The following is a 19,355-nucleotide window of genomic DNA, read 5'->3' on the forward strand; positions in this document are numbered from 1 at the left end:
GTTTCCGCACCACGACAGGGCGTCGTCTCTCAGCAAAACTCAAAGACAAGCACCCCACTTCCCGCCAGCCAGATCGGCGGAGAGGATTCAGGCTTTTTCGTGATGCCGCCAGCAGCTTACGCTATATTTCGCCGGTACCGCGATCATGTTTGGAAACAAGCGTTAATCGTTGCCGGCGATGGCGCGGATCCGGATCACGTACAGCGTTGCCTCATGGGCGGGTTGGACAAGCAGGCCGGTGCTGACCGGCCCGGACAGCAGCGTGTCAAGCGGCCCGAGGCGAACCGGTTCAGCGGCGGGCACACTGATGTCGCCGTCCAAGCACAGGATGAGCGTTGTGCCGGCTTCAGTCCGGATTTCCACGGGGGCCGAAATCACCAGGCGTTCGACCGAATGCGTCATCCGGCTTCGGCGGGTCATGACATTGAGATCGGTGATCGGTCCGCCGATCAGCGCGGCCGAGGTCTGCACGTCGGCCGGGAAAGAAAACAGGGCGGTCGTCCTGTTTATAGATCTCGGCGGGTAGCCGGCAATCTCGAGGACGATGCCCTCGCCTTCGAGCACGGCAAGAGTGCGATCGATGCCGGCGAATTGCGAGAACGGACCGCTCGATTCGACACGCGCCATCGACACGCGCCAGTCGAAATCGTTTAGCCCGGCACCGGGCGGCGAGACGGCGATTTCCGTCGTCACGCCGCCGCCGTTCTTCCACGGCATCGACCGGTATTCGGCTGCCCGCAGGATGCGCATACCTAGCCCTCCGCTATGGCTACGGGCGTTCGAAACTCGAAAAGCCGACTCCGCGGCTTTTCGCCTGCCTGCGGCCGGACGTTTCTCACCCGAGAATGCCGGGCAGGTTGAGCTGGTGCTCCTTGGCGCATTCGATGGCAACGTCGTAGCCGGCATCGGCGTGGCGCATGACACCGGTCGCCGGGTCGTTCCACAACACCCGCTCCAGGCGCCTGGCGGCTTCGCGCGTGCCGTCGGCGACGATGACCATGCCGGCGTGCTGCGAGAAACCCATGCCGACGCCGCCGCCATGGTGCAGCGACACCCAGGTGGCACCGGACGCCGTGTTGAGCAATGCGTTGAGCAGCGGCCAGTCGGACACCGCGTCCGAGCCGTCCTTCATCGATTCCGTTTCGCGGTTCGGCGAAGCGACCGAGCCGGAATCGAGGTGATCGCGACCGATGACGACAGGCGCCTTCAGCTCACCCTTGGCCACCATCTCGTTGAAGGCGAGGCCGAGCCTGTGGCGGTCGCCAAGGCCGACCCAGCAGATGCGCGCCGGCAGACCCTGGAAGGCGATGCGCTCGCGCGCCATGTCCAACCAGTTGTGCAGATGGGTGTTGCCGGGCGTCAGTTCGCGCACCTTGGCGTCGGTCTTGTAGATATCTTCCGGATCGCCCGACAGAGCTGCCCAGCGGAAGGGACCTATGCCGCGGCAGAACAGCGGACGGATATAGGCCGGCACGAAGCCGGGGAAGGCAAAGGCGTTCTCGAACCCCTCCTCCTTGGCCACCTGGCGGATGTTGTTGCCATAGTCGAGCGTCGGCACGCCGGCGTTCCAGAACGCCACCATCGCCTCGACATGTTCGCGCATGGAAGCGCGGGCCGCCTTCTCGACCGCCTTGGGGTCGCTGACGCGCTTCTCGCGCCACTCGGCCATCGTCCAGCCCTTCGGCAGATAGCCGTTGATGGGATCATGCGCCGAGGTCTGGTCGGTGACCATATCGGGGCGAATGCCACGCCTGAACATCTCCGGGACGATCTCAGCCGTATTGCCAAGCAGGCCGACCGACTTCGCCTCGCCGGCCTTGGTCCAGCGTTCGATCTTTTCCAGCGCCTCGTCGAGCGTCTCGGCGCGCTCGTCGACGTAACGGGTGCGCAGGCGAAAATCGATCGAGTCCGGATTGCATTCGATGGCGAGACAGCAGGCGCCGGCCATGACGGCGGCGAGCGGCTGGGCGCCACCCATGCCGCCGAGGCCGCCGGTCAGGATCCATTTTCCCTTGAGATTGCCGCCATAGTGCTGGCGGCCGGCCTCGACGAAGGTCTCGTAGGTGCCCTGCACGATGCCTTGCGTGCCGATGTAGATCCAGGAGCCGGCCGTCATCTGGCCGTACATCATCAGGCCCTTCTTATCGAGCTCGTTGAACTTTTCCCAATTCGCCCAGTGCGGCACCAAATTGGAGTTGGCGATCAGCACACGCGGGGCGTCCGGATGGGTGCGGAAGACGCCGACCGGCTTGCCCGACTGGACCAGCAAAGTCTCGTCATCGGCCAGCGTCCTCAAGGAGGCGACGATGCTGTCGAAATCGTTCCAGGTGCGCGCCGCCCGGCCGATGCCGCCATAGACGACCAGTTCGTTGGGATTTTCAGCAACATCCGGGTCGAGATTGTTCATCAGCATGCGCAGCGGCGCTTCCGTCAGCCAGGAGCGCGCGCTGATTTCGGTGCCGCGCGGGCTGCGGACTTCGCGGATGTTGTGGCGAGGATTGTTCATGGCGTCACTCCATAAAGGACCTGATGTCAGACGCGCGCCCAGGATGTCGCGGTCTCGAGGATTTTCCGCAGGGTGGCGCGGATCGGTGCTGCGAACTCGGCGTCATAGGGCACCGGCCAATTGTCCGGCGTACCCTTGCCATCGGGCTCGCGCATATAGATGCGGTTGGAGAGTTCCATCTGCAGTGCGTGCACGCCTTGTTGCGGCTGGCCGAAATGGCGTGTGATCCAGCCGCCCTTGAAGCGGCCGTTGATGACAAAGGTTTCACCGGTTTCGGCCATGATCTGGCCGACCATCGCCTGCAGCGTCGGATCGGCGCTCCTGCCGTCATTGGTGCCGAGATTGAAAACCGGCAGCGTGCCTTCGAACAGGCGCGGCAGCACTGAACGGATCGAGTGGCAGTCATAGAGCACGATCTTTTCGTGTAGCCCGCGCAACCGGCCGATCTCGGCCTGCAAGGCGGCATGGTACGGCACGAAGAATTCCTCGCGACGCTCGTCGATCTCCGACGGCCCCGGTTCTTCGCCCTCGCGATAGAGCGGATCGCCATCGAAGGTCTCGGTCGGGCAAAGGCCCGTCGTCGCCTGGCCGGGGTAAAGCGAGGCGCCGGAGGGATCGCGGTTGACGTCGATGACGGTGCGGGAGATCGCGGTGTGCACCACCGTCGCCCCGAGGCCGGCGGCAAAGTCATAGAGATTATCGATCCACCAATCGCAGTCGCGGCGGCCGAGCCAGGGCGAGACCAGCCGATTCTCAAGGCCGGCGAGGTCGATGCCGGTGTGTGGTATCGACACCAGCAACGGGGCTGTGCCGGGCGTGACCGTCAGCCAGGGCGCGCTTGCCATCACACCGCTCCGGAAATCGACGGCAGAGCCACACCGCCGGCGGCCTCGATGGCCGCACCGCTGCGCACCATGGCGATGGCTTTTTCCATATCGGGGTGGAAATGGCGGTCATTGTCGAGATGCGGCACTTCGGCCCGCACCAGCCTGCGCACCGCCTCCAGGGCGTCGCTCGAGGCCAGCGGCGCGTGGAAATCGCAGCCTTGGGCCGCGGCCAGCAGTTCGATGCCGATCACCGCGGTGGCGTTCTCGACCATGCCGATCAGCCGGCGCGCACCGTGCGCCGCCATCGAAACATGGTCCTCCTGATTGGCCGAGGTGGGGATCGAATCGACTGATGCCGGATAGGCTTTCTGCTTGTTTTCGGAAACGAGCGCCGCCGCCGTCACCTGCGGGATCATGAAGCCGGAGTTCAGGCCGGGCTTGGGCGTCAGGAAGGCCGGCATGCCGGAAAGTGCCGGATCGACAAGCATGGCGATGCGGCGCTCCGACAGCGAGCCGATCTCGCAGACGGCGAGCGCGATCATGTCGGCGGCGAAGGCCACCGGCTCGGCGTGGAAATTGCCGCCGGAAAGCGCGGTGTCATCCTCGGCGAAGATCAGCGGATTGTCGGTGACGCCGTTGGCTTCGGTGCCCAGCGTGTCGGCCGCCTGGCGCAGCACGGTGAGTGCCGCGCCCATCACCTGCGGCTGGCAGCGCAGGCAATAGGGATCCTGCACGCGTTCGTCGCCAACCCGGTGCGATTCACGGATGGCGCTGCCGGCCATCAGATTGCGCAGGGCGTCGGCCGTCTCGACCTGCCCGGGATGCTTTCTCAGCACATGGATGCGCGGATCAAAGGGTGCGTCGGAGCCTTTTGCCGCGTCGGTCGACAGGGCACCAGCGACCAGCGCCGATTGGTAGAGCACTTCGGCCTCGAACAAGGCGGCCAGCGCATAGGCGGTCGAAAACTGGGTGCCGTTGAGCAGCGCCAGGCCCTCCTTGGCGCCCAGTGTCACCGGTTCCAGGCCATGCGAGACGAAGGCGACCTTGGCCGGGAAACGGCCATGTGGGGTAAAACATTCGCCGACACCGATCATCACCGCCGTCATGTGCGACAACGGGGCGAGGTCGCCGGAGGCGCCGACCGAACCCTGCGCCGGCACCACCGGGATGACGTCGTTGGCCAGCATCGCTTCCAGCAACTCGATGGTTTGCGGCCGCACACCCGACGCGCCCTGCGCCAGGCTGGCGAGCTTCAGCGCCATCATCAGCCGGCAAACGGCAACCGGCATCGGCTCGCCGACGCCGGCGGCGTGCGACAGGACGATGTTGCGCTGCAAGGTCTCGAGATCCTCGGCCGGGATGCGGACGCTGGCCAGTTTGCCGAAGCCGGTGTTGATGCCATAGACCGGCTCGCCCTTGGCGACTATCCTGGCGACGGCCTCGGCGCTCGCCTTGATTTTCGGCCGGCAGGCATCGTCCAGCTTGGGCACGGCGCCACGATAGATGGCGCGCCAGTCGGCCAGCGTCGCATTGCCGGGCTTCAGGGTCAGTTCGGTCATTGTCCTCTCCAGATGCGGGCATGCAGCGGGTTGAAGCCCATGCGATAGACGAGTTCGGCGGGGCGCTCGATGTTCCAGATCGCCAGGTCGGCGGATTTTCCGGCTTCCAGCGTGCCGGTTTCTCCCAGCAAACCAAGCGCGCGGGCCGCCTCCCGGGTGACGCCGGCAATGCATTCATCGACGGTCAGGCCGAACAGGGTCGCGGCCATGTTCATCGTCAGAAGCAGTGAGGTCAGCGGCGAAGTGCCGGGATTGTTGTCGGTGGCGACAGCCATCTTGACGCCGTGCTGGCGAAACAAGCCGATCGGCGGCTTCTTAGTTTCGCGAATGAAATAGTAGGCGCCGGGCAGGATCGTCGCCACGGTTCCGGCCTTGGCCATCGCCGCTGCACCTGCCTCATCGGTGTATTCGAGATGGTCGGCCGACAGCGCACCGTAACGGGCGGCGAGTTCGGCGCCATGCAAATTGGACAGTTGGTCGGCATGAAGCTTGACCGGTAGGCCGGCCGCCTTTGCAGCATCGAAGACGCGCGCCATCTGTTCCGGCGAAAAGGCGATGCCCTCGCAGAAACCGTCGACGGCATCGGCCAGCCCCTCGGCGGCAACCGCCGGGAGAATTTCCTTGGCGACCAGATCGATAAAGGCGTCCTTGTCACCCTTGGCTTCCGGCGGCAGCGCGTGGGCGCCGAGGAAGGTCGTGCGGATCGTCACCGGCCGCTGGTTGCCCAGCTGCCGTGCGGCACGCAGCGATTTCTTTTCGTTTTCGAGGTCCAGGCCATAGCCTGATTTTACCTCCACGGTGGTTACGCCCTCGGCGATCAGCGCATCGAGGCGTGGCAGCGATTGGGTGACCAGTTCGCTCTCGCTGGCGGCGCGCAGCGACTTGACCGAGGAGACAATGCCGCCGCCGGCCCGGGCGACCTCTTCATAAGTAGCGCCGGCCAGCCGCATCTCGAATTCGTTGGCGCGGTTGCCGGCATGGACCAGATGGGTGTGGCAGTCGATCAGGCCAGGCGTGATCCAGCGGCCCTCGCAATCGACCGTCTCGGCGCCCTGGGCAAGGGTTGAGGGCAGATCCGACTCGAGGCCGGCATAGACAATGCGGCCGTCACGCGCAGCGACCGCGCCATGTTCGACGACGCCAAGTCCGGCAGACTCTTCGGCCATGGTCGCGAGCCGCGCATTGCGCCACAGACGAAGATCCCCTGCCCGGCTTTTGCTCTTTGCAGCCATCATCTTTTCCGTTTCAATCGATGACGATTATGTATATACATATTGAAACGCACTGCAAGTGCCTTCATCGCATGAGACACAGAGAACCGGAGAGAAAAGTGGCAGCGATCTTTGCGGAACAGGCGCTCCTTCCCGATGGCTGGCGCGAAAATGTGCGGCTTACCCTGGCCGAGGGACGCATCACAGCCGTTCAGCCTGGCGCTGCTGCGGCAGCCGGCGACGAACGTCACGCGATCCTGTTGCCCGGCATGCCCAATTTGCACAGCCACGCCTTCCAGCGCGGCATGGCCGGCCTTGCCGAGCTTCGCGGCCCCTCCGCCGACAGTTTCTGGAGCTGGCGCGAGGTGATGTACCGTTTCGCCCTGTCGATGACGCCCGATCAGGTCGAGGCGGTTGCCGCACAACTCTATGTCGAGATGCTGGAGGCCGGTTTTTCCCGCGTCGGCGAATTTCACTATCTGCATCACGACCGCGATGGAAAACCCTACGCCAACCTCGCCGAGATGGCCGAGCGCATTGCGGCCGCGGCCGGCGAGGCAGGCATCGGCCTGACGCTTTTGCCGGTGTTTTATGCGCACTCGTCTTTCGGCGGTGCCGCACCAAACGAAGGCCAGCGGCGATTCATCAACGATGTGAATCGATTCTCGCGGCTTGTTGAGAAATGCCGCGAATCGGTTCGCGCGTTGGATCAGGCTGTTGTCGGCGTCGCTCCGCACAGCCTTCGCGCCGCGACACCGGAAGAACTGATTGACGTGACTGCCCTAGCGCCGGACGGGCCTATCCACATCCACATTGCCGAGCAGGTGAAAGAAGTCGAGGATTGCCTTGCCTGGTCGGGCGCGCGGCCGGTCGAATTTCTGCTGGCCAATGCCAAAGTCGACAAGCGCTGGTGCCTGATCCACGCCACCCACATGACCGATGCTGAAACCGTTGCCATGGCCAAAAGCGGTGCCATCGCCGGCCTATGCCCGATCACCGAGGCCAATCTCGGTGACGGCACTTTTGCCGCGCCGCTGTTCAGGGAACATGGCGGCCGCTATGGCGTCGGCTCCGATTCCAATGTGCTCATCGGCCTGCCCGACGAGTTGCGCCAGCTCGAATATTCGCAGCGCCTCGCCCACCGCGCCCGCAATGTGCTGGCGGTCGCCGGCGGCTCGACCGGCCGCGCACTGTTCGACGCCGCGCTCGACGGTGGCAGCGTCGCGCTTGGCGCCGGCGCTTCCTCGATCGCCGCCGGCGCATCCGCCGATCTCGTCTCGCTCGATCCTAAAAATCCCTCGCTGGCCGGCAAGAGTGGCGACGCGATCCTCGACGCCTGGATCTTCGCCAATGGCAGCAAGGTCGACTGCGTCTGGGTGCATGGCCGCAAACAGGTCAGCGGCGGCAGGCATGTGAAGCGAGAGGCCATCGCTGAGCGTTTTCGCAACGTGATGACGGCGCTTTCGGCATGAGCATGGCCGGCACTGTGGAGGCGGAAGGCGGCGGCTCGCTGCACCAGCGCATCCTCTCTGACATCAGCGAGAAAATCCTGTCCGGCGCCTGGGCGCCCGGTCATCGCATCCCGTTCGAGCATGAGTTGAGCGTGCAATACAATTGCTCGCGCATGACGGTGAACAAGGCGCTGTCGCAGCTTGCCAAGGCCGGACTGATCGAGCGCCGCCGCCGCTCAGGCAGCTTTGTGCGCCGGCCGCAGTCGCAGGCCGCGGTGCTGGAAATCCACGATATCCGCATCGAGGTCGAAGCGCTCGGCCTGCCCTATCGCTACGAGCGCGTCGCCCGACACAAAAGGCGCAGCAGCGCCGGGGATCGCGCGCTGCTGGAGCTGGGCTTGGCCGGACCGGTGCTGGCGCTGGAGTGCGGTCATTTCGCCGGCGAGCGGCCGTTCGCGCATGAACAGCGGCTGATCAATCTCACCGCCGTGCCCGAGGCAGCGGACGAGGAATTCGTGGCCACCGCACCAGGACCATGGCTGATTGGCCGCGTGCCGTGGAGCGAAGCCGAGCACCGGATTCGCGCTGTCGCCGCCGACAGGCATATCGCGGCTGCACTCGATATAGAAACCGGTGCGCCCTGCCTGGTGGTCGAGCGACGGACGTGGAGCGCCGAGCACCCGGTCACCCATGTGCGCTTCACCTACGCGGCCGAGAGCCACACGCTGGTGGCGAGGTTCAGGCCGCAGGGGTGAGGCTGACCTCCCCCCACGTGGGGGGAGATTGGCAGCTTCAACGCCTCAAATCGCAGCGGTAATAATAACCTCGACCAGATATTCCGGGGCGGCGAGCTTTGCTTCGCCGGTGGCGCGGGCTGGCGTGTTGCCCTGCGGCACCCACTTGTCCCACTCAGCGTTCATCTCGGCAAAGGTGCTCATGTCGGCCAGCCAGATGATCGCCTGCAGGATCTTGGTCTTGTCGGAGCCAGCCTTGGCCAGCAATTCGTCTACAGCCGCCAGGATGTCCCTGGTCTGCGAAGCGACGTTGCCGGTTGGCTGGCCGACCTGACCAGCCAGATAGACGGTATTGCCATGGATGACGATCTGGCTCATGCGCGGGCCGACATCGATGCGACGAATGCTCATTGGATGGTTCCTTCCTGTGGCGGTTGCGCTTCTTTAGAGTCGCGACCGGCTTGGGGCAAGGTCGCTAGGTCGAATCCCCTTGGGCCAACGGCATATGGATGTGCACACACGGCAAGTTGACCCTGCCGCCGCAATTCCGCCGGATTGACTTGTTGACTAATGTAATAACATCACATATCCAATCGGCCGCTGCCAGCAGCCGGATTTCGCCGCCTACGGATCGCAGAATGACAAATACCTGCCTGACATTCCGCGACCTGACGCTTGGCTACGGCAGCCATCCGGCGATCCATCATCTCGACGGCACCATCCGCAAGGGCTCGCTGACCGCTGTGGTCGGCGCCAACGGCTCCGGCAAATCGACGCTGATGAAAGGCATTGTCGGCGTCCTGAAGCCCATGGCCGGCGAGGTTGTCCGCGCGCCCGGTGTACGTGCCGCCTATCTGCCGCAGCAATCGGAGCTCGACCGCTCCTTTCCGGCACGGGTGGTGGATCTGGTTTCGCTCGGCCTGTGGCCACGGCGCGGCCTGCTTGGCCGCTACACCAGGGAAGATCGCGATGACGTCAGCAAGGCGCTGATGGCGGTGGGCCTCGGCGGTTTTGAAAAGCGGCCGATCGACACGCTGTCGGGCGGCCAGTTGCAGCGCACGCTGTTTGCGCGTGTGCTGCTGCAGGACGCCGACCTCATCCTGCTCGACGAACCCTTCAACGCCGTCGACGCCAAGACAGTCGGCGACCTCATTGCGCTGATCAAGCACTGGCATGGCGAGGAACGCACCATCATGGTCGTCGTCCACGATCTGGATCTGGTGCGGCAGAATTTCCCCGAAACGCTGCTTCTGGCCCGCCAGCCGATCGCCTGGGGCGAAACCCGGGAAACGCTGAAGCCTGAAAATCTGTTGCGCGCTCGCCGTTTTCACGAGGCCTGGGAAGAAAATGCACCCTGGTGCGAGCCGGGCGAGGACGCTCATGGTCACGATCACCATGGCCACGATCACGATCACCGACATGGCGTCGGACCGAGGGCTGCTTGATGGACATGCTTTACGGCCTAGTCATCGCGCCCTTCGCCGATTTCGCCTTCATGCAGCGGGCGTTGATCGGCTCGCTGATGCTGTCGCTCGGCGCCTGCCCGATCGGCGTCTTCCTTATGCTGCGGCGCATGAGCCTGTCGGGCGACGCCATGGCGCACGCAATCCTGCCCGGTGCAGCCGCCGGCTTCCTGTTCTATGGGCTGGAAATCCTGCCGATGACCATCGGCGGCCTGATCGCCGGCGTCATCGTCGCGCTCGGCGCCGGCGCCGTCTCGCGTTTCACCATCCAGCGCGAAGACGCCTCGATGGCGGCTTTCTACCTGATTTCGCTCGCCATCGGCGTGCTGATGGTGTCGATCCGCGGTTCCAGCGTCGATCTCATGCATGTGCTGTTCGGCACCGTGCTGGCGCTCAATGACGAGGCCCTGACGCTGATCGGCGGCATCGTCGCGGTGACGCTGGTTAGCCTCGCCATCTTCTGGCGGGCGCTGGTCGCCGAATGCCTCGACCCGCTGTTCCTGCGCTCGGTCAGCCGGCTCGGCAGCCCGGTGCATTTCATCTTCCTCGGCCTTGTCGTACTCAACCTCGTCGGCGGCTTCCAGGCGCTCGGCACGCTTCTATCGGTTGGGCTGATGATGCTGCCGGCCGCGGCCGCCCGCTTCTGGACGGTTCGCGTCGAGCCGATGTGCGTGCTGGCCGTACTGATCGGCTTCGCATCCTGCGTCGCCGGGCTGCTTTTGTCCTATCACGCCTCGCTGCCATCCGGCCCGGCCATCATCCTGTCGGCCGGCGTCGTCTATTTCGCCTCGATCCTGTTTGGCACGCGCGGCATTCTGCGCGCACGCATCATCCATCACCGTCACAGAACGGCCTGATCCCCGCCCCTAGAAGGAGACCCCTCTATGCTGAAATCCATCCATGCCGCCCTGGCGATGAGCGTTATAACATTAACCGCCTTTGGCGCATCGTCGGCCTTCGCGGCCCCGCTGAAAGTGGTCGCCAGCTTCACCGTCATTGCCGATTTCGCCAAAAATGTCGGCGGCGACCGCATCGATGTCACCACCATCGTCGGGCCGGATGGCGATGCCCATGTCTACGAGCCGAGCCCGGCCGATGCGGTGGCCATGGCCAAGGCCGACATCGTGCTGGTCAACGGCCTGCATTTCGAAGGTTTTCTGCAGCGGCTGGTCGATGCCAGTGCCACCAAGGCCTCGATCATCACCTTGACCAAGGGCGTGACGCCGATCGATTTCAAGCCTGAATTCGCCGATGCCGACGCGGCCGAAGGTGCCGGCACCGGCGGCGGCAAGACGGTCACCGATCCCCACGCATTCCAGTCGATTGCCAACGCCAGGATCTATGTGAAGAACATCGCCGAGGCTTTCTGCGCGGCCGATTCGGAAGGCTGCGTCAGCTATCAGACCAATGCCGCCGCCTACACCAAGAAGCTTGACGCGGTCGAAGGTGAAGTGAAAGCGGCAATTGCCTCGATCCCGGAGAGCAAGCGCGTCGTCATCACCTCGCACGACGCCTTCGGCTATTTCGAACATGCATACGGCCTGACCTTCCTCGCCCCGCAAGGGGTGTCGACCGACTCCGAACCATCCGCCGCAGACGTTGCCAAGCTGGTCAATCAGGTGAAGCAGGACAAGGCGGCTGCGATCTTCGTCGAGAACATCACCAACCCGCGCCTGATCGAGCAGATCGCCAGCGAAACCGGCATCAAGGTCGGCGGCACGCTCTATTCGGACGCGCTGTCGCAGCCCGACGGCCCGGCCGCGACCTATATCGACATGATGCACAACAACATCCGTCAGATCAAAGGCGCTATTCTCGGCAGCTGAGTTTGAAGGATTGCCCAGCCGGGCCGCATCGGCCCGGTTGGATTTTCTGGCACGCAATGTCTATTTGGCAGAGAAATCCTTCGGCACGGATTGCCGCCCATGTCGGGGAGTGGCAAGACTGCCACCTGACCAGTTTGCGAGGATGCTGCCATGGAATACCGCGAAATCAGCGAGGACTATTCGGTTTCGGGCCAGATCCAGCCCGAAGACGTCGCCGCCATCAAGAAAGCCGGCTTCAAGAGCGTCATCTGCAACCGGCCCGATGACGAACAGCCGGGCCAGCCTTCTGCCGACACCGTCGGGGCAGCGGTCGAAGCCGCAGGCCTCGCCTTCCGCTACATTCCGGTGATCAGCGGCCAGATCACGGCCGAGAATGTCGAGGATCAGGCCGAAGCGCTCGAGGAACTCGACGGCCCGGTCTTCGCCTATTGCCGTTCCGGCGCCCGCTGCACCAATCTCTATGGACTGATCCAGCAGTCGAAGGGTTGAACGGCCCTTCCGTCATTAGGCTGGCGACCTTCACACCCCCTCTGGCCTGCCGACGTATCAATGATATCCGCTCAGATTAAATCGGCAGCGCGCCGGTTTCCTTCAGCGTCTCCAGCACGATCGCCGTCTTCACGTGCTGCACGGATTCGTGCGGCAGTAGCACGCCGTTGACGAATTCCGACAATGATTTGAGATCCGGCGTCACCACTTTCAGGATGTAGTCCATCTCGCCGGTCAGCGCGTGCGCTTCCTGCACTTCGGGCAGCCGCGCCACCAGTTCGCCGAAGCGCCTTGCATTGTCGCGATTGTGGGTGGCGAGCGTGACCGAAATGACGTTGACCAGGGAAAAACCGAGCTTGTCGCGGTCGAGAACAGCGCGATAGCCCCTGATGAAGCCGTCCTCCTCCAGCCGCTGACGGCGGCGCGAGCATTGCGACGCCGACAGGTTCACCCGCTCCGAAAGATCGTTGTTGGTCAGCCGCGCATCACCCTGCAACAGTGCCATTATCTTGCGGTCGAACTGGTCAATGCGCGCCTCATCCATGGCTTTCCCTTACATCATGCACGCTTCACGCATGACATCATCATTTCAAGCGTTTGAATGCAAGCACCGTGCGCCTCCTCCGCGTTATCATCGTGTCAAATCGCCTTTTCAGGCCAGGCCAGCTTTCGGAGGAATATTATGGGTCCCTTCCCGCACGACGCCCCGCCCGCCAGGATCAGCAAGGACAACCCGGCCGGCACCGATGGGTTCGAGTTCGTCGAATTCGCGCATCCGGAGCCGCAAAAGCTGGCTGAGCTGTTCACCCGCATGGGCTATATCGCGGTGGCCAAGCACCGCACGAAGGACATCACCGTCTGGCGCCAGGGCGACATCAACTATGTCGTCAATGCCGAACCCGGCTCGCATGCGATGAAGTTCGTCGACAAGCACGGCCCTTGCGCCGCCTCGATGGCCTGGCGGGTGGTCGACGCCAAACACGCCTTCGATCATGCCGTTGCCAAGGGTGCCACACCTTACGAAGGTGCCGACAAGGCGCTGGACGTGCCGGCGATCGTGGGCATTGGCGGCTCGCTGCTCTATTTCATCGAAACCTACGGCAAGAAGGGCTCGGCCTATGACGCCGAGTTTGAGTGGCTGGGTGCGCGCGACCCGCGGCCGGAAGGCGTCGGCTTCTACTATCTCGATCACCTGACCCACAATGTCTATCGCGGCCAGATGGACAAATGGTGGGATTTCTACCGCAACCTGTTCGGCTTCAAGCAGATCCATTTCTTCGACATCGACGGCAAGATCACCGGCCTGGTCAGCCGCGCCATCACCTCGCCCTGCGGCAAGATCCGCATTCCGCTCAACGAGTCCAAGGACGAGACCAGCCAGATCGCCGAGTACCTGAAGAAGTACAATGGCGAAGGCATCCAGCACATCGCCGTCGGCACCGACGAAATCTACGAGGCCACCGACAGACTGGCCGAGAACGGGCTGAAGTTCATGCCCGGCCCGCCTGAAACCTACTACGACATGTCGTATGACCGCGTGAACGGCCATGACGAACCGATCGAGCGGATGAAGAAGCACGGCATCCTGATCGACGGCGAAGGCGTCGTCGACGGCGGCATGACCAAGATCCTGCTGCAGATTTTTTCGAAAACCGTGATCGGGCCGATCTTCTTCGAGTTCATCCAGAGGAAGGGCGACGAAGGTTTTGGCGAAGGCAATTTCCGCGCACTGTTCGAATCGATCGAACAGGACCAGATCAAGCGCGGGGTGATCAAGGTTCAGGCGGCGGAATAGCCATCGAACTCACTTGCGGCCCGGCCAGTTATGACCTAAATTCTGGTCATAAGAGGTCGTCTATGAATATCCCCATGGCAAAAGCGAAGGCTCAGCTTTCCGAATTGGTGAAACGTGCCCAGGCTGGCGAAGAGATCCATCTGACCAGACATGGAGAGGTTGTCGCAACCTTGAGCGCTCCCGTTCGGGCTGGTGGGAGCAAAGGCTTGCTTGGCGCCCTGAAAGGCCAGATTTGGATATCGGATGATTTTGATGAACTCGGTCCCGAATGGGACGAGTATATTAAATGAGCCGCAGATATCTGGTCGATACCCATATTCTGCTTTGGGTACTCAACGCCGATTCACGTCTTTCGGATCATCATCGCGATATCTTTCTCACAGGCAAGGATGTGATCGTCAGCGCCGTCTCGGTGGCCGAGATCGCCATCAAGAAATCGCTCGGCAAAGTGACGCTCACAGGCGACATCGTGGACATCCTGCGATCGAACGGGATTCCGATTCTCGGCGTAAACGAACTACACGCGGCGAGACTTGAACATCTGCCGCTTCACCACCGCGATCCCTTCGACCGCCTGCTTATTGCGCAGACCCAAATTGAAGGCCTGACGTTGGTCTCCGCGGATCGGCAATTTTCAGCCTATGACGTCGTATTGGCCTGATCGCCCAAGCCCAGCCGCTTGACCTCTTTCGCCGGGCTGAAGGGACAATACCGCGCGGTAGAGTCGGTCGTTCGACCAGAGATTGTTGCCGGCCATGCTGCGCGGGTAGTCGGGCAGGCTCATCACGTCATCCGGTTGACCGCGACAGATACAAGCCCGCCCACATAACGACAAATCCAGCAAGAACGATCAGCAGCAACCAGTTCATACGCCGACGCATGCTCTGCGTTTCCGCGTCCCGCGCGACGTCCATGTTGGTGATGGTGTGGAACATCATCGCCTTGCGCGGAAAGCCGCTGCGGTTGGTCAGGTCGGGCGAGCGTGCCTCTATGCGATAGCTCAGCCGGATCGCCTGGATGAAGACCGCCAGTATGGCGAGTGCCCAGACACCGGCCAGCAGATAGACCGCCGTCATGCCCTCACCTCTCGTATTTTTCGACCTTCTGCTCGATGGCGCCGAAGATCGAATGCCCGGTTTTGTCCTTCATCTCGATGCGCACCGTGTCGCCGAAGCGCAGGAACGGCGTTTTGGGTTCGCCCGACACAATGGTTTCGATCATGCGCAGTTCGGCGATGCAGGAATAGCCGGCGCCACCGGCCGAGACAGGCTTGCCCGGCCCGCCGTCTAGCTTGTTGGAGATGGTGCCGGAACCGATGATCGTGCCGGCGGCCAATGGCCGTGTCCTTGCTGCATGAACGATCAGCGCAGGAAAGTCGAAGGTCATGTCGATACCGGCATTGGCGCGGCCGAACGGCTTGCCGTTGAGATCGGCAAGCAGCGGCAGGCTGACCTTGCCGCCGCCCCAGGCATCACCCAGTTCGTCCGGCGTCACAGCGACCGGCGAAAACGCCGAGGACGGCTTTGATTGGAAAAAACCGAAACCTTTCTCCAGTTCCGGTCCGGTGAGCGCGCGCAACGTAACGTCGTTGACCAGCATGACCAGTCGGATCGCTGCCTTTGCTTCTTCGAGGCTTGCACCCATCGGCACATCGTCGACGATGACAGCGACCTCGCCCTCCATGTCGATGCCGAAGGCTTCGTCAGCCGTGCGGATCGGATCACGTGGCGGAATGAAAGAATCCGAGCCGCCCTGGTAGATCAGCGGGTCGGTCCAGAAGCTCGCCGGCATCTCGGCGCCGCGCGCTTTGCGCACCAGCTCGACATGGTTCACGTAAGCCGAGCCATCGGCCCATTGATAGGCACGCGGCAGCGGCGAATGGGCGTCATGTTCGTGGAAGCGCTCCGCCGGCATCGCATTGTTCTCAAGCGATTCCGCTATCGTCGCGAGATGCGGGGCGATGCGCCGCCAGTCGTCGAGCGCCGCCTGCAGCGTGCGTACCAGGAACGAGGCGTCGGTGAAGCGTGTCAGGTCGCGCGAGACGACGACGAGTTTTCCGTCGCGCGTCCCGTCCTTCAATGTGGCAAGCTTCATGCGGTTTCCTCTCCTGCTGCAGCTTTGGCGCTGCTTAAGCCCACAACAAGACCGTCGCGGGCGATCGTCAAGTCGCCGTTCCAAGTTTTCCTGACGGCGGCAGTCCAGTCGGCCTCGCCTATCAAAGAATCGTCGGCCGGAATGAGGTGGTTGAGCACCAATCTCTTCACGCCGGCATCGCTTGCGATGCTGCCGGCCTCTTCGGCAAAGCTGTGGCTGGCGAGCAGATGCTCTCTGAGCCGCGCACCATTGCCGGTCCTGGCCACCAGTCGCTCGATGCCTTCTTCCAGCATTGCCTCGTGGACGAGGATGTCGGCGCCTCGGGCAAAATCGGCGAGCGGCGGATAAAAGGCCGTATCGGCGGAGAACACGACGCTTTTGGCACCATGCTCGAAGCGAAGAGCAAAACAGTCGGTCACCGGCGGATGCTCGACGCGCAGCGCCGAAACCGTCAAGCCGCCCTGCGCGACCACCTGGCCTTCGCCGAATTCGCCGATCGACACCAGATCGCGAATATCCGGCCGGCCTTCGTCAACGATGCGGATCTCGATGTCGAACTCCATCGCCTGGCAAAAGCGCCGCCAGTAATGACCGGTGCCGGGCGGACCGAACACGCCGACGGGCGTCGCGAGGCCCGCCGTCCAGGCGGTGTGGATCAGCGGCCCCAGTTCAAGCACATGGTCGGAGTGCAGATGCGTGATGAAGATCAGGTCGAGCGACTTCAGGCTGATGCCGGCATCGACCAGACCACGCGTCACGCCAAGGCCGCAGTCGACGACGATGCTGCGGCCGCCGATCTGCAGCAGCGACGAACTCGGCCATGGACCGCCTGGCCGCAGCGCAGGGCCACCCTTTGAACCCAAAATAACCAGCCGATCCGGCATTGGCTCGGTGCTCAAGACCAGTCGCCCTCGGGCGTGCCATTGAAACGCTTCTTCAGATCCGCCCAGCAGTCGATGTAATTGTCCTGCCGCGTTTCGAGTTCGGCGCCGTAGCGGGTCAGCATCTGCGGAAATCGGGTCTCGAACATGAACGCCATGGTGTTGTCGAGCTTGACCGGTTTCAGGTCCGCGCGCGAGGCCTTTTCGAAGCCAGGCGCATCCGGCCCATGGGCCAGCATCAGATTGTGCAGGCTGATGCCGCCGGGCACAAAACCCTCTTCCTTGGCGTCGTACTGGCCGTGGATCAGGCCCATGAACTCGCTCATGATGTTGCGGTGATACCAGGGCGGCCGGAAGGTATCTTCGGCCACCAGCCAGCGCGGCGGGAAGATGACGAAGTCTATGTTGGCGGTACCCTCCTCGCCGCTCGGTGCGGTCAGCACGGTGAAGATCGACGGGTCGGGATGGTCGAACAGCAGCGCTCCGACCGGCGAAAAGGTCGCCAGATCATATTTGTAGGGCGCGTAGTTGCCGTGCCAGGCAACCACATCCAGCGGCGAATGGCCGATCTCGGTGACATGGAAATTGCCGCACCATTTCACCGTCAGCCGACACGGCGTTTCCTTCTCCTCGAACCAGGCACAAGGCGTCTTGAAATCGCGCGGGTTGGCAAGGCAGTTGGCGCCGATCGGGCCGCGGTCGGGCAGCGTCAGCTTGGCGCCGTAGTTCTCGCAGACGTAGCCGCGCACTTCCTTGTCGACCAGCTCGACCTTGAAGACCAGGCCGCGCGGCAGCACCGCGATCTCGCCGGGCCGCAGCTCAATGACGCCCATCTCGGTGACGAAGCGCAAGGCGCCGACCTGCGGCACGACCAGCAACTCGCCGTCGGCATTGAAGAAATGATCGTCCGCCATCGAGGTGTTGGCAACATAGACATGTGCCGCCATGCCGGTTTGCCCGAGCACGTCGCCTGATGTGGTGATGCTGCGCATGCCGGCGATGAAATCGGTCGGCTCCTTCGGCATCGGCACCGGATTCCAGCGGTATTGACCAAGCGCCAGTTCATGATCGCCGACATTGGGAGCGCTCTTCCACAAGGGATAGCTGGCCGCCTTGAAACGGCCGGTGTGCTTGACGCTCGGCCTGATGCGATAGAGCCAGGAGCGCTCGTTGGTGCCGCGCGGCGCGGTGAAGGGAGAGCCGGAAAGCTGTTCGGCGTAAAGACCGTAGGCCGGCCGCTGCGGTGAATTCCGCCCCTGCGGCAGCGAACCGGGCAGCGTCTCGGTTTCGAAGTCGTTGCCGAAGCCCGGCATGTAGGAAAAGGCCATTGCTTACCTCCCGAAATGGATATCAATTGACCAAACTGGTTTCATTTGTAACCATTGAAAGTGTAACCATCAATGGCGGCTTTGAAAAAATGGTGATCAAGAGCGAAGTGCCCGACGCGCCTGAAATTCTCAATCTGGAGAGTTTCCTGCCCTACCGGCTCTACCGGCTTGCCGACGCCGTCAGCCGAGAATTCTCGAGGATATACAAGGACAGCCATGGCCTGACGCGGCCGGAATGGCGCACCCTTTCGGGGCTGGGGCAGCATGGAACGATGACGGCGTCTGCAATCGGCGAGCAATCGGCCATGCACAAGACAAAGGTTTCGCGCGCTGTCGCCGAGCTCGAACGGCGTCGCTGGCTGACGCGCACGCCAGACGAAAACGACCGCCGCGTTGAGCATCTGACGCTAACCAAGGCCGGGCTTGCCGCCTACCGCGAGATGGTGCCGCTGGCGAAGGCGTTCGAGCGGGAGCTGTTGGCGAGGATTGGTGAGGAAGAGCGGGGGGCGATCGCCAGTGGGGTGGCGGCTCTGGAGGCGGCTTTGGGAGGAAAGAAGAGCTGATAGGTTGGCGGGACAGCGTCCCCCTCTGTCCTGCCGGACATCTCCCCCGCAAGGGGGGAGATCGGATGTCACGGATGCTTTCGCCAATCACCAACGTTGCAGAGATAGGCGCAACACCGAAGCTGCCAATCTCCCTCCTTGCGGGGGAGATGGCCGGCAGGCCAGAGGGGGGTGCTGTCCCGCTGGCCTCTATTGCCTACCAATCCATCACCACCTTGCCCGAACTACCGCTGCGCATTGCATCGAAGCCGGCTTGGAAATCGTCGATGCCGATGCGGTGCGTGATAAGCCCGGAAACATCCAGCGGCCCCTGCACCAGCGCGATCATCTTGTACCAGGTCTCGAACATCTCACGGCCATAGATGCCCTTGAGATGCAGCATCTTGAAGATGACCTTGTTCCAGTCGATCTCGAATCCGGTCGGGGCGATGCCCAGAATGGCGATCTTGCCGCCGTTGTTCATGGTGTCGATCATGTCGCGGAAGGCGGGGGCTGCGCCCGACATTTCGAGGCCGACATCAAAACCCTCGGTCATGCCGAGTGCCGGCATGACATCGCGCAGCTTTTCCTTGGACGCGTCGACGACATGCTGGACGCCGAGCTTTTTCGCCAGCGCCAGCCGCACCGG

General features: G+C 63.0%; 22 protein-coding genes and 1 pseudogene. 10 read left to right on the forward strand and 13 right to left on the reverse strand.

All coding sequences use genetic code 11. From position 1 onward, the window contains the following. Positions 1-162: 162 nt before the first annotated feature. From M729_RS0118395 to hutI, 5 genes are all read right to left on the reverse strand, one after another. A complete protein-coding gene (locus tag M729_RS0118395) occupies positions 163-750 on the reverse strand; it encodes a HutD family protein (RefSeq protein WP_013532299.1) in 588 nt (195 codons plus the stop codon). 85 nt (positions 751-835) lie between these two features. Further along, positions 836-2,506: a urocanate hydratase gene (hutU, locus tag M729_RS0118400; protein WP_027162455.1), complete on the reverse strand. Its 1,671-nt coding sequence runs from the start codon at positions 2,504-2,506 to the stop codon at positions 836-838. Between the two features lie 26 nt (positions 2,507-2,532). Next, a complete protein-coding gene (hutG, locus tag M729_RS0118405; RefSeq protein ID WP_013532301.1) occupies positions 2,533-3,351 on the reverse strand; it encodes an N-formylglutamate deformylase in 819 nt (272 codons plus the stop codon). Next, on the reverse strand, positions 3,351-4,892 hold the full coding sequence (hutH, locus tag M729_RS0118410) for a histidine ammonia-lyase (RefSeq protein WP_027162456.1): 1,542 nt from the start codon (positions 4,890-4,892) through the stop codon (positions 3,351-3,353). Before hutH ends, hutG begins: the two co-directional genes overlap by 1 nt. Further along, the gene (gene hutI, locus M729_RS0118415) at positions 4,889-6,124 is read right to left on the reverse strand and encodes an imidazolonepropionase (RefSeq protein ID WP_027162457.1); all 1,236 of its coding nucleotides are present in this window, start codon (positions 6,122-6,124) and stop codon (positions 4,889-4,891) included. The genes hutH and hutI overlap by 4 nt, the downstream gene beginning before the upstream one ends. A gap of 98 nt (positions 6,125-6,222) precedes the next feature. Between hutI and M729_RS0118420 the strand changes: the two genes are divergently transcribed. After that, positions 6,223-7,575, forward strand: coding sequence for a formimidoylglutamate deiminase (locus M729_RS0118420; RefSeq protein WP_027162458.1), 1,353 nt, complete (start codon positions 6,223-6,225; stop codon positions 7,573-7,575). Further along, positions 7,572-8,309 (forward strand): histidine utilization repressor, encoded by a 738-nt coding sequence (gene hutC, locus M729_RS0118425; RefSeq protein ID WP_084016258.1) that lies wholly within the window; start codon positions 7,572-7,574, stop codon positions 8,307-8,309. Before M729_RS0118420 ends, hutC begins: the two co-directional genes overlap by 4 nt. 45 nt (positions 8,310-8,354) lie before the next feature. On the opposite strand, the gene M729_RS0118430 is transcribed toward hutC, so the two are convergent. Next, a complete protein-coding gene (locus tag M729_RS0118430) occupies positions 8,355-8,699 on the reverse strand; it encodes a RidA family protein (protein ID WP_024505595.1) in 345 nt (114 codons plus the stop codon). 227 nt (positions 8,700-8,926) lie between these two features. Between M729_RS0118430 and aztA the strand changes: the two genes are divergently transcribed. The 4 genes from aztA (at position 8,927) to M729_RS0118450 (ending at position 12,066) form a co-directional block, all read left to right on the forward strand. Further along, entirely contained in the window at positions 8,927-9,733 is an 807-nt protein-coding gene (gene aztA, locus M729_RS0118435; RefSeq protein WP_027162460.1) for a zinc ABC transporter ATP-binding protein AztA, read from the forward strand. Further along, a complete protein-coding gene (aztB, locus tag M729_RS0118440) occupies positions 9,733-10,608 on the forward strand; it encodes a zinc ABC transporter permease AztB (protein WP_013532308.1) in 876 nt (291 codons plus the stop codon). Before aztA ends, aztB begins: the two co-directional genes overlap by 1 nt. A gap of 27 nt (positions 10,609-10,635) precedes the next feature. Beyond that, positions 10,636-11,577, forward strand: a complete 942-nt coding sequence (gene aztC, locus M729_RS0118445) for a zinc ABC transporter substrate-binding protein AztC (RefSeq protein WP_013532309.1) — start codon at positions 10,636-10,638, stop codon at positions 11,575-11,577. Between the two features lie 150 nt (positions 11,578-11,727). Further along, on the forward strand, positions 11,728-12,066 hold the full coding sequence (locus tag M729_RS0118450; protein ID WP_013532310.1) for a TIGR01244 family sulfur transferase: 339 nt from the start codon (positions 11,728-11,730) through the stop codon (positions 12,064-12,066). A gap of 76 nt (positions 12,067-12,142) precedes the next feature. On the opposite strand, the gene M729_RS0118455 is transcribed toward M729_RS0118450, so the two are convergent. Next, positions 12,143-12,610: an Lrp/AsnC family transcriptional regulator gene (locus M729_RS0118455; RefSeq protein ID WP_013532311.1), complete on the reverse strand. Its 468-nt coding sequence runs from the start codon at positions 12,608-12,610 to the stop codon at positions 12,143-12,145. A 138-nt stretch (positions 12,611-12,748) separates the two neighbouring features. Here M729_RS0118455 and hppD point away from each other — a divergent pair, with 138 nt between their 5' ends. The 3 genes from hppD (at position 12,749) to M729_RS0118470 (ending at position 14,522) form a co-directional block, all read left to right on the forward strand. After that, the gene (gene hppD / locus M729_RS0118460; protein WP_024505598.1) at positions 12,749-13,861 is read left to right on the forward strand and encodes a 4-hydroxyphenylpyruvate dioxygenase; all 1,113 of its coding nucleotides are present in this window, start codon (positions 12,749-12,751) and stop codon (positions 13,859-13,861) included. 62 nt (positions 13,862-13,923) lie between these two features. After that, positions 13,924-14,151, forward strand: coding sequence for a type II toxin-antitoxin system prevent-host-death family antitoxin (locus tag M729_RS0118465; RefSeq protein ID WP_013532313.1), 228 nt, complete (start codon positions 13,924-13,926; stop codon positions 14,149-14,151). Next, positions 14,148-14,522 (forward strand): type II toxin-antitoxin system VapC family toxin, encoded by a 375-nt coding sequence (locus tag M729_RS0118470; RefSeq protein ID WP_013532314.1) that lies wholly within the window; start codon positions 14,148-14,150, stop codon positions 14,520-14,522. Before M729_RS0118465 ends, M729_RS0118470 begins: the two co-directional genes overlap by 4 nt. 27 nt (positions 14,523-14,549) lie before the next feature. Here M729_RS0118470 and M729_RS1000000139310 read toward each other — a convergent pair. The 5 genes and pseudogenes from M729_RS1000000139310 to hmgA all read right to left on the reverse strand — a co-directional run. Beyond that, positions 14,550-14,645, reverse strand: a pseudogene (locus M729_RS1000000139310) (damage-inducible protein DinB); the annotation flags it as partial. A 4-nt stretch (positions 14,646-14,649) separates the two neighbouring features. Continuing rightward, positions 14,650-14,937, reverse strand: coding sequence for a hypothetical protein (locus M729_RS0118475; protein WP_027162461.1), 288 nt, complete (start codon positions 14,935-14,937; stop codon positions 14,650-14,652). A 4-nt stretch (positions 14,938-14,941) separates the two neighbouring features. Beyond that, positions 14,942-15,955 (reverse strand): fumarylacetoacetate hydrolase family protein, encoded by a 1,014-nt coding sequence (locus tag M729_RS0118480; RefSeq protein WP_027162462.1) that lies wholly within the window; start codon positions 15,953-15,955, stop codon positions 14,942-14,944. Beyond that, on the reverse strand, positions 15,952-16,839 hold the full coding sequence (locus M729_RS0118485; RefSeq protein WP_032808821.1) for an MBL fold metallo-hydrolase: 888 nt from the start codon (positions 16,837-16,839) through the stop codon (positions 15,952-15,954). The genes M729_RS0118480 and M729_RS0118485 overlap by 4 nt, the downstream gene beginning before the upstream one ends. Before the next feature lie 11 nt (positions 16,840-16,850). Then, positions 16,851-18,164: a homogentisate 1,2-dioxygenase gene (gene hmgA / locus M729_RS0118490; protein ID WP_027162464.1), complete on the reverse strand. Its 1,314-nt coding sequence runs from the start codon at positions 18,162-18,164 to the stop codon at positions 16,851-16,853. 89 nt (positions 18,165-18,253) lie between these two features. On the opposite strand from hmgA, the gene M729_RS0118495 reads away from it, so the two are divergent. After that, positions 18,254-18,727: a MarR family transcriptional regulator gene (locus tag M729_RS0118495; protein ID WP_027162465.1), complete on the forward strand. Its 474-nt coding sequence runs from the start codon at positions 18,254-18,256 to the stop codon at positions 18,725-18,727. Positions 18,728-18,923: 196 nt separating this feature from the next. Here the strand turns inward: M729_RS0118495 and M729_RS0118500 are convergent. After that, positions 18,924-19,355, reverse strand: a 432-nt coding sequence (locus M729_RS0118500) for a zinc-binding dehydrogenase (protein WP_027162466.1), incomplete at its 5' end; no start/stop codon positions are given.

Origin of the sequence: Mesorhizobium sp. WSM1293 (assembly GCF_000513875.1) — a bacterium.
Taxonomy (GTDB): domain Bacteria; phylum Pseudomonadota; class Alphaproteobacteria; order Rhizobiales; family Rhizobiaceae; genus Mesorhizobium; species Mesorhizobium ciceri.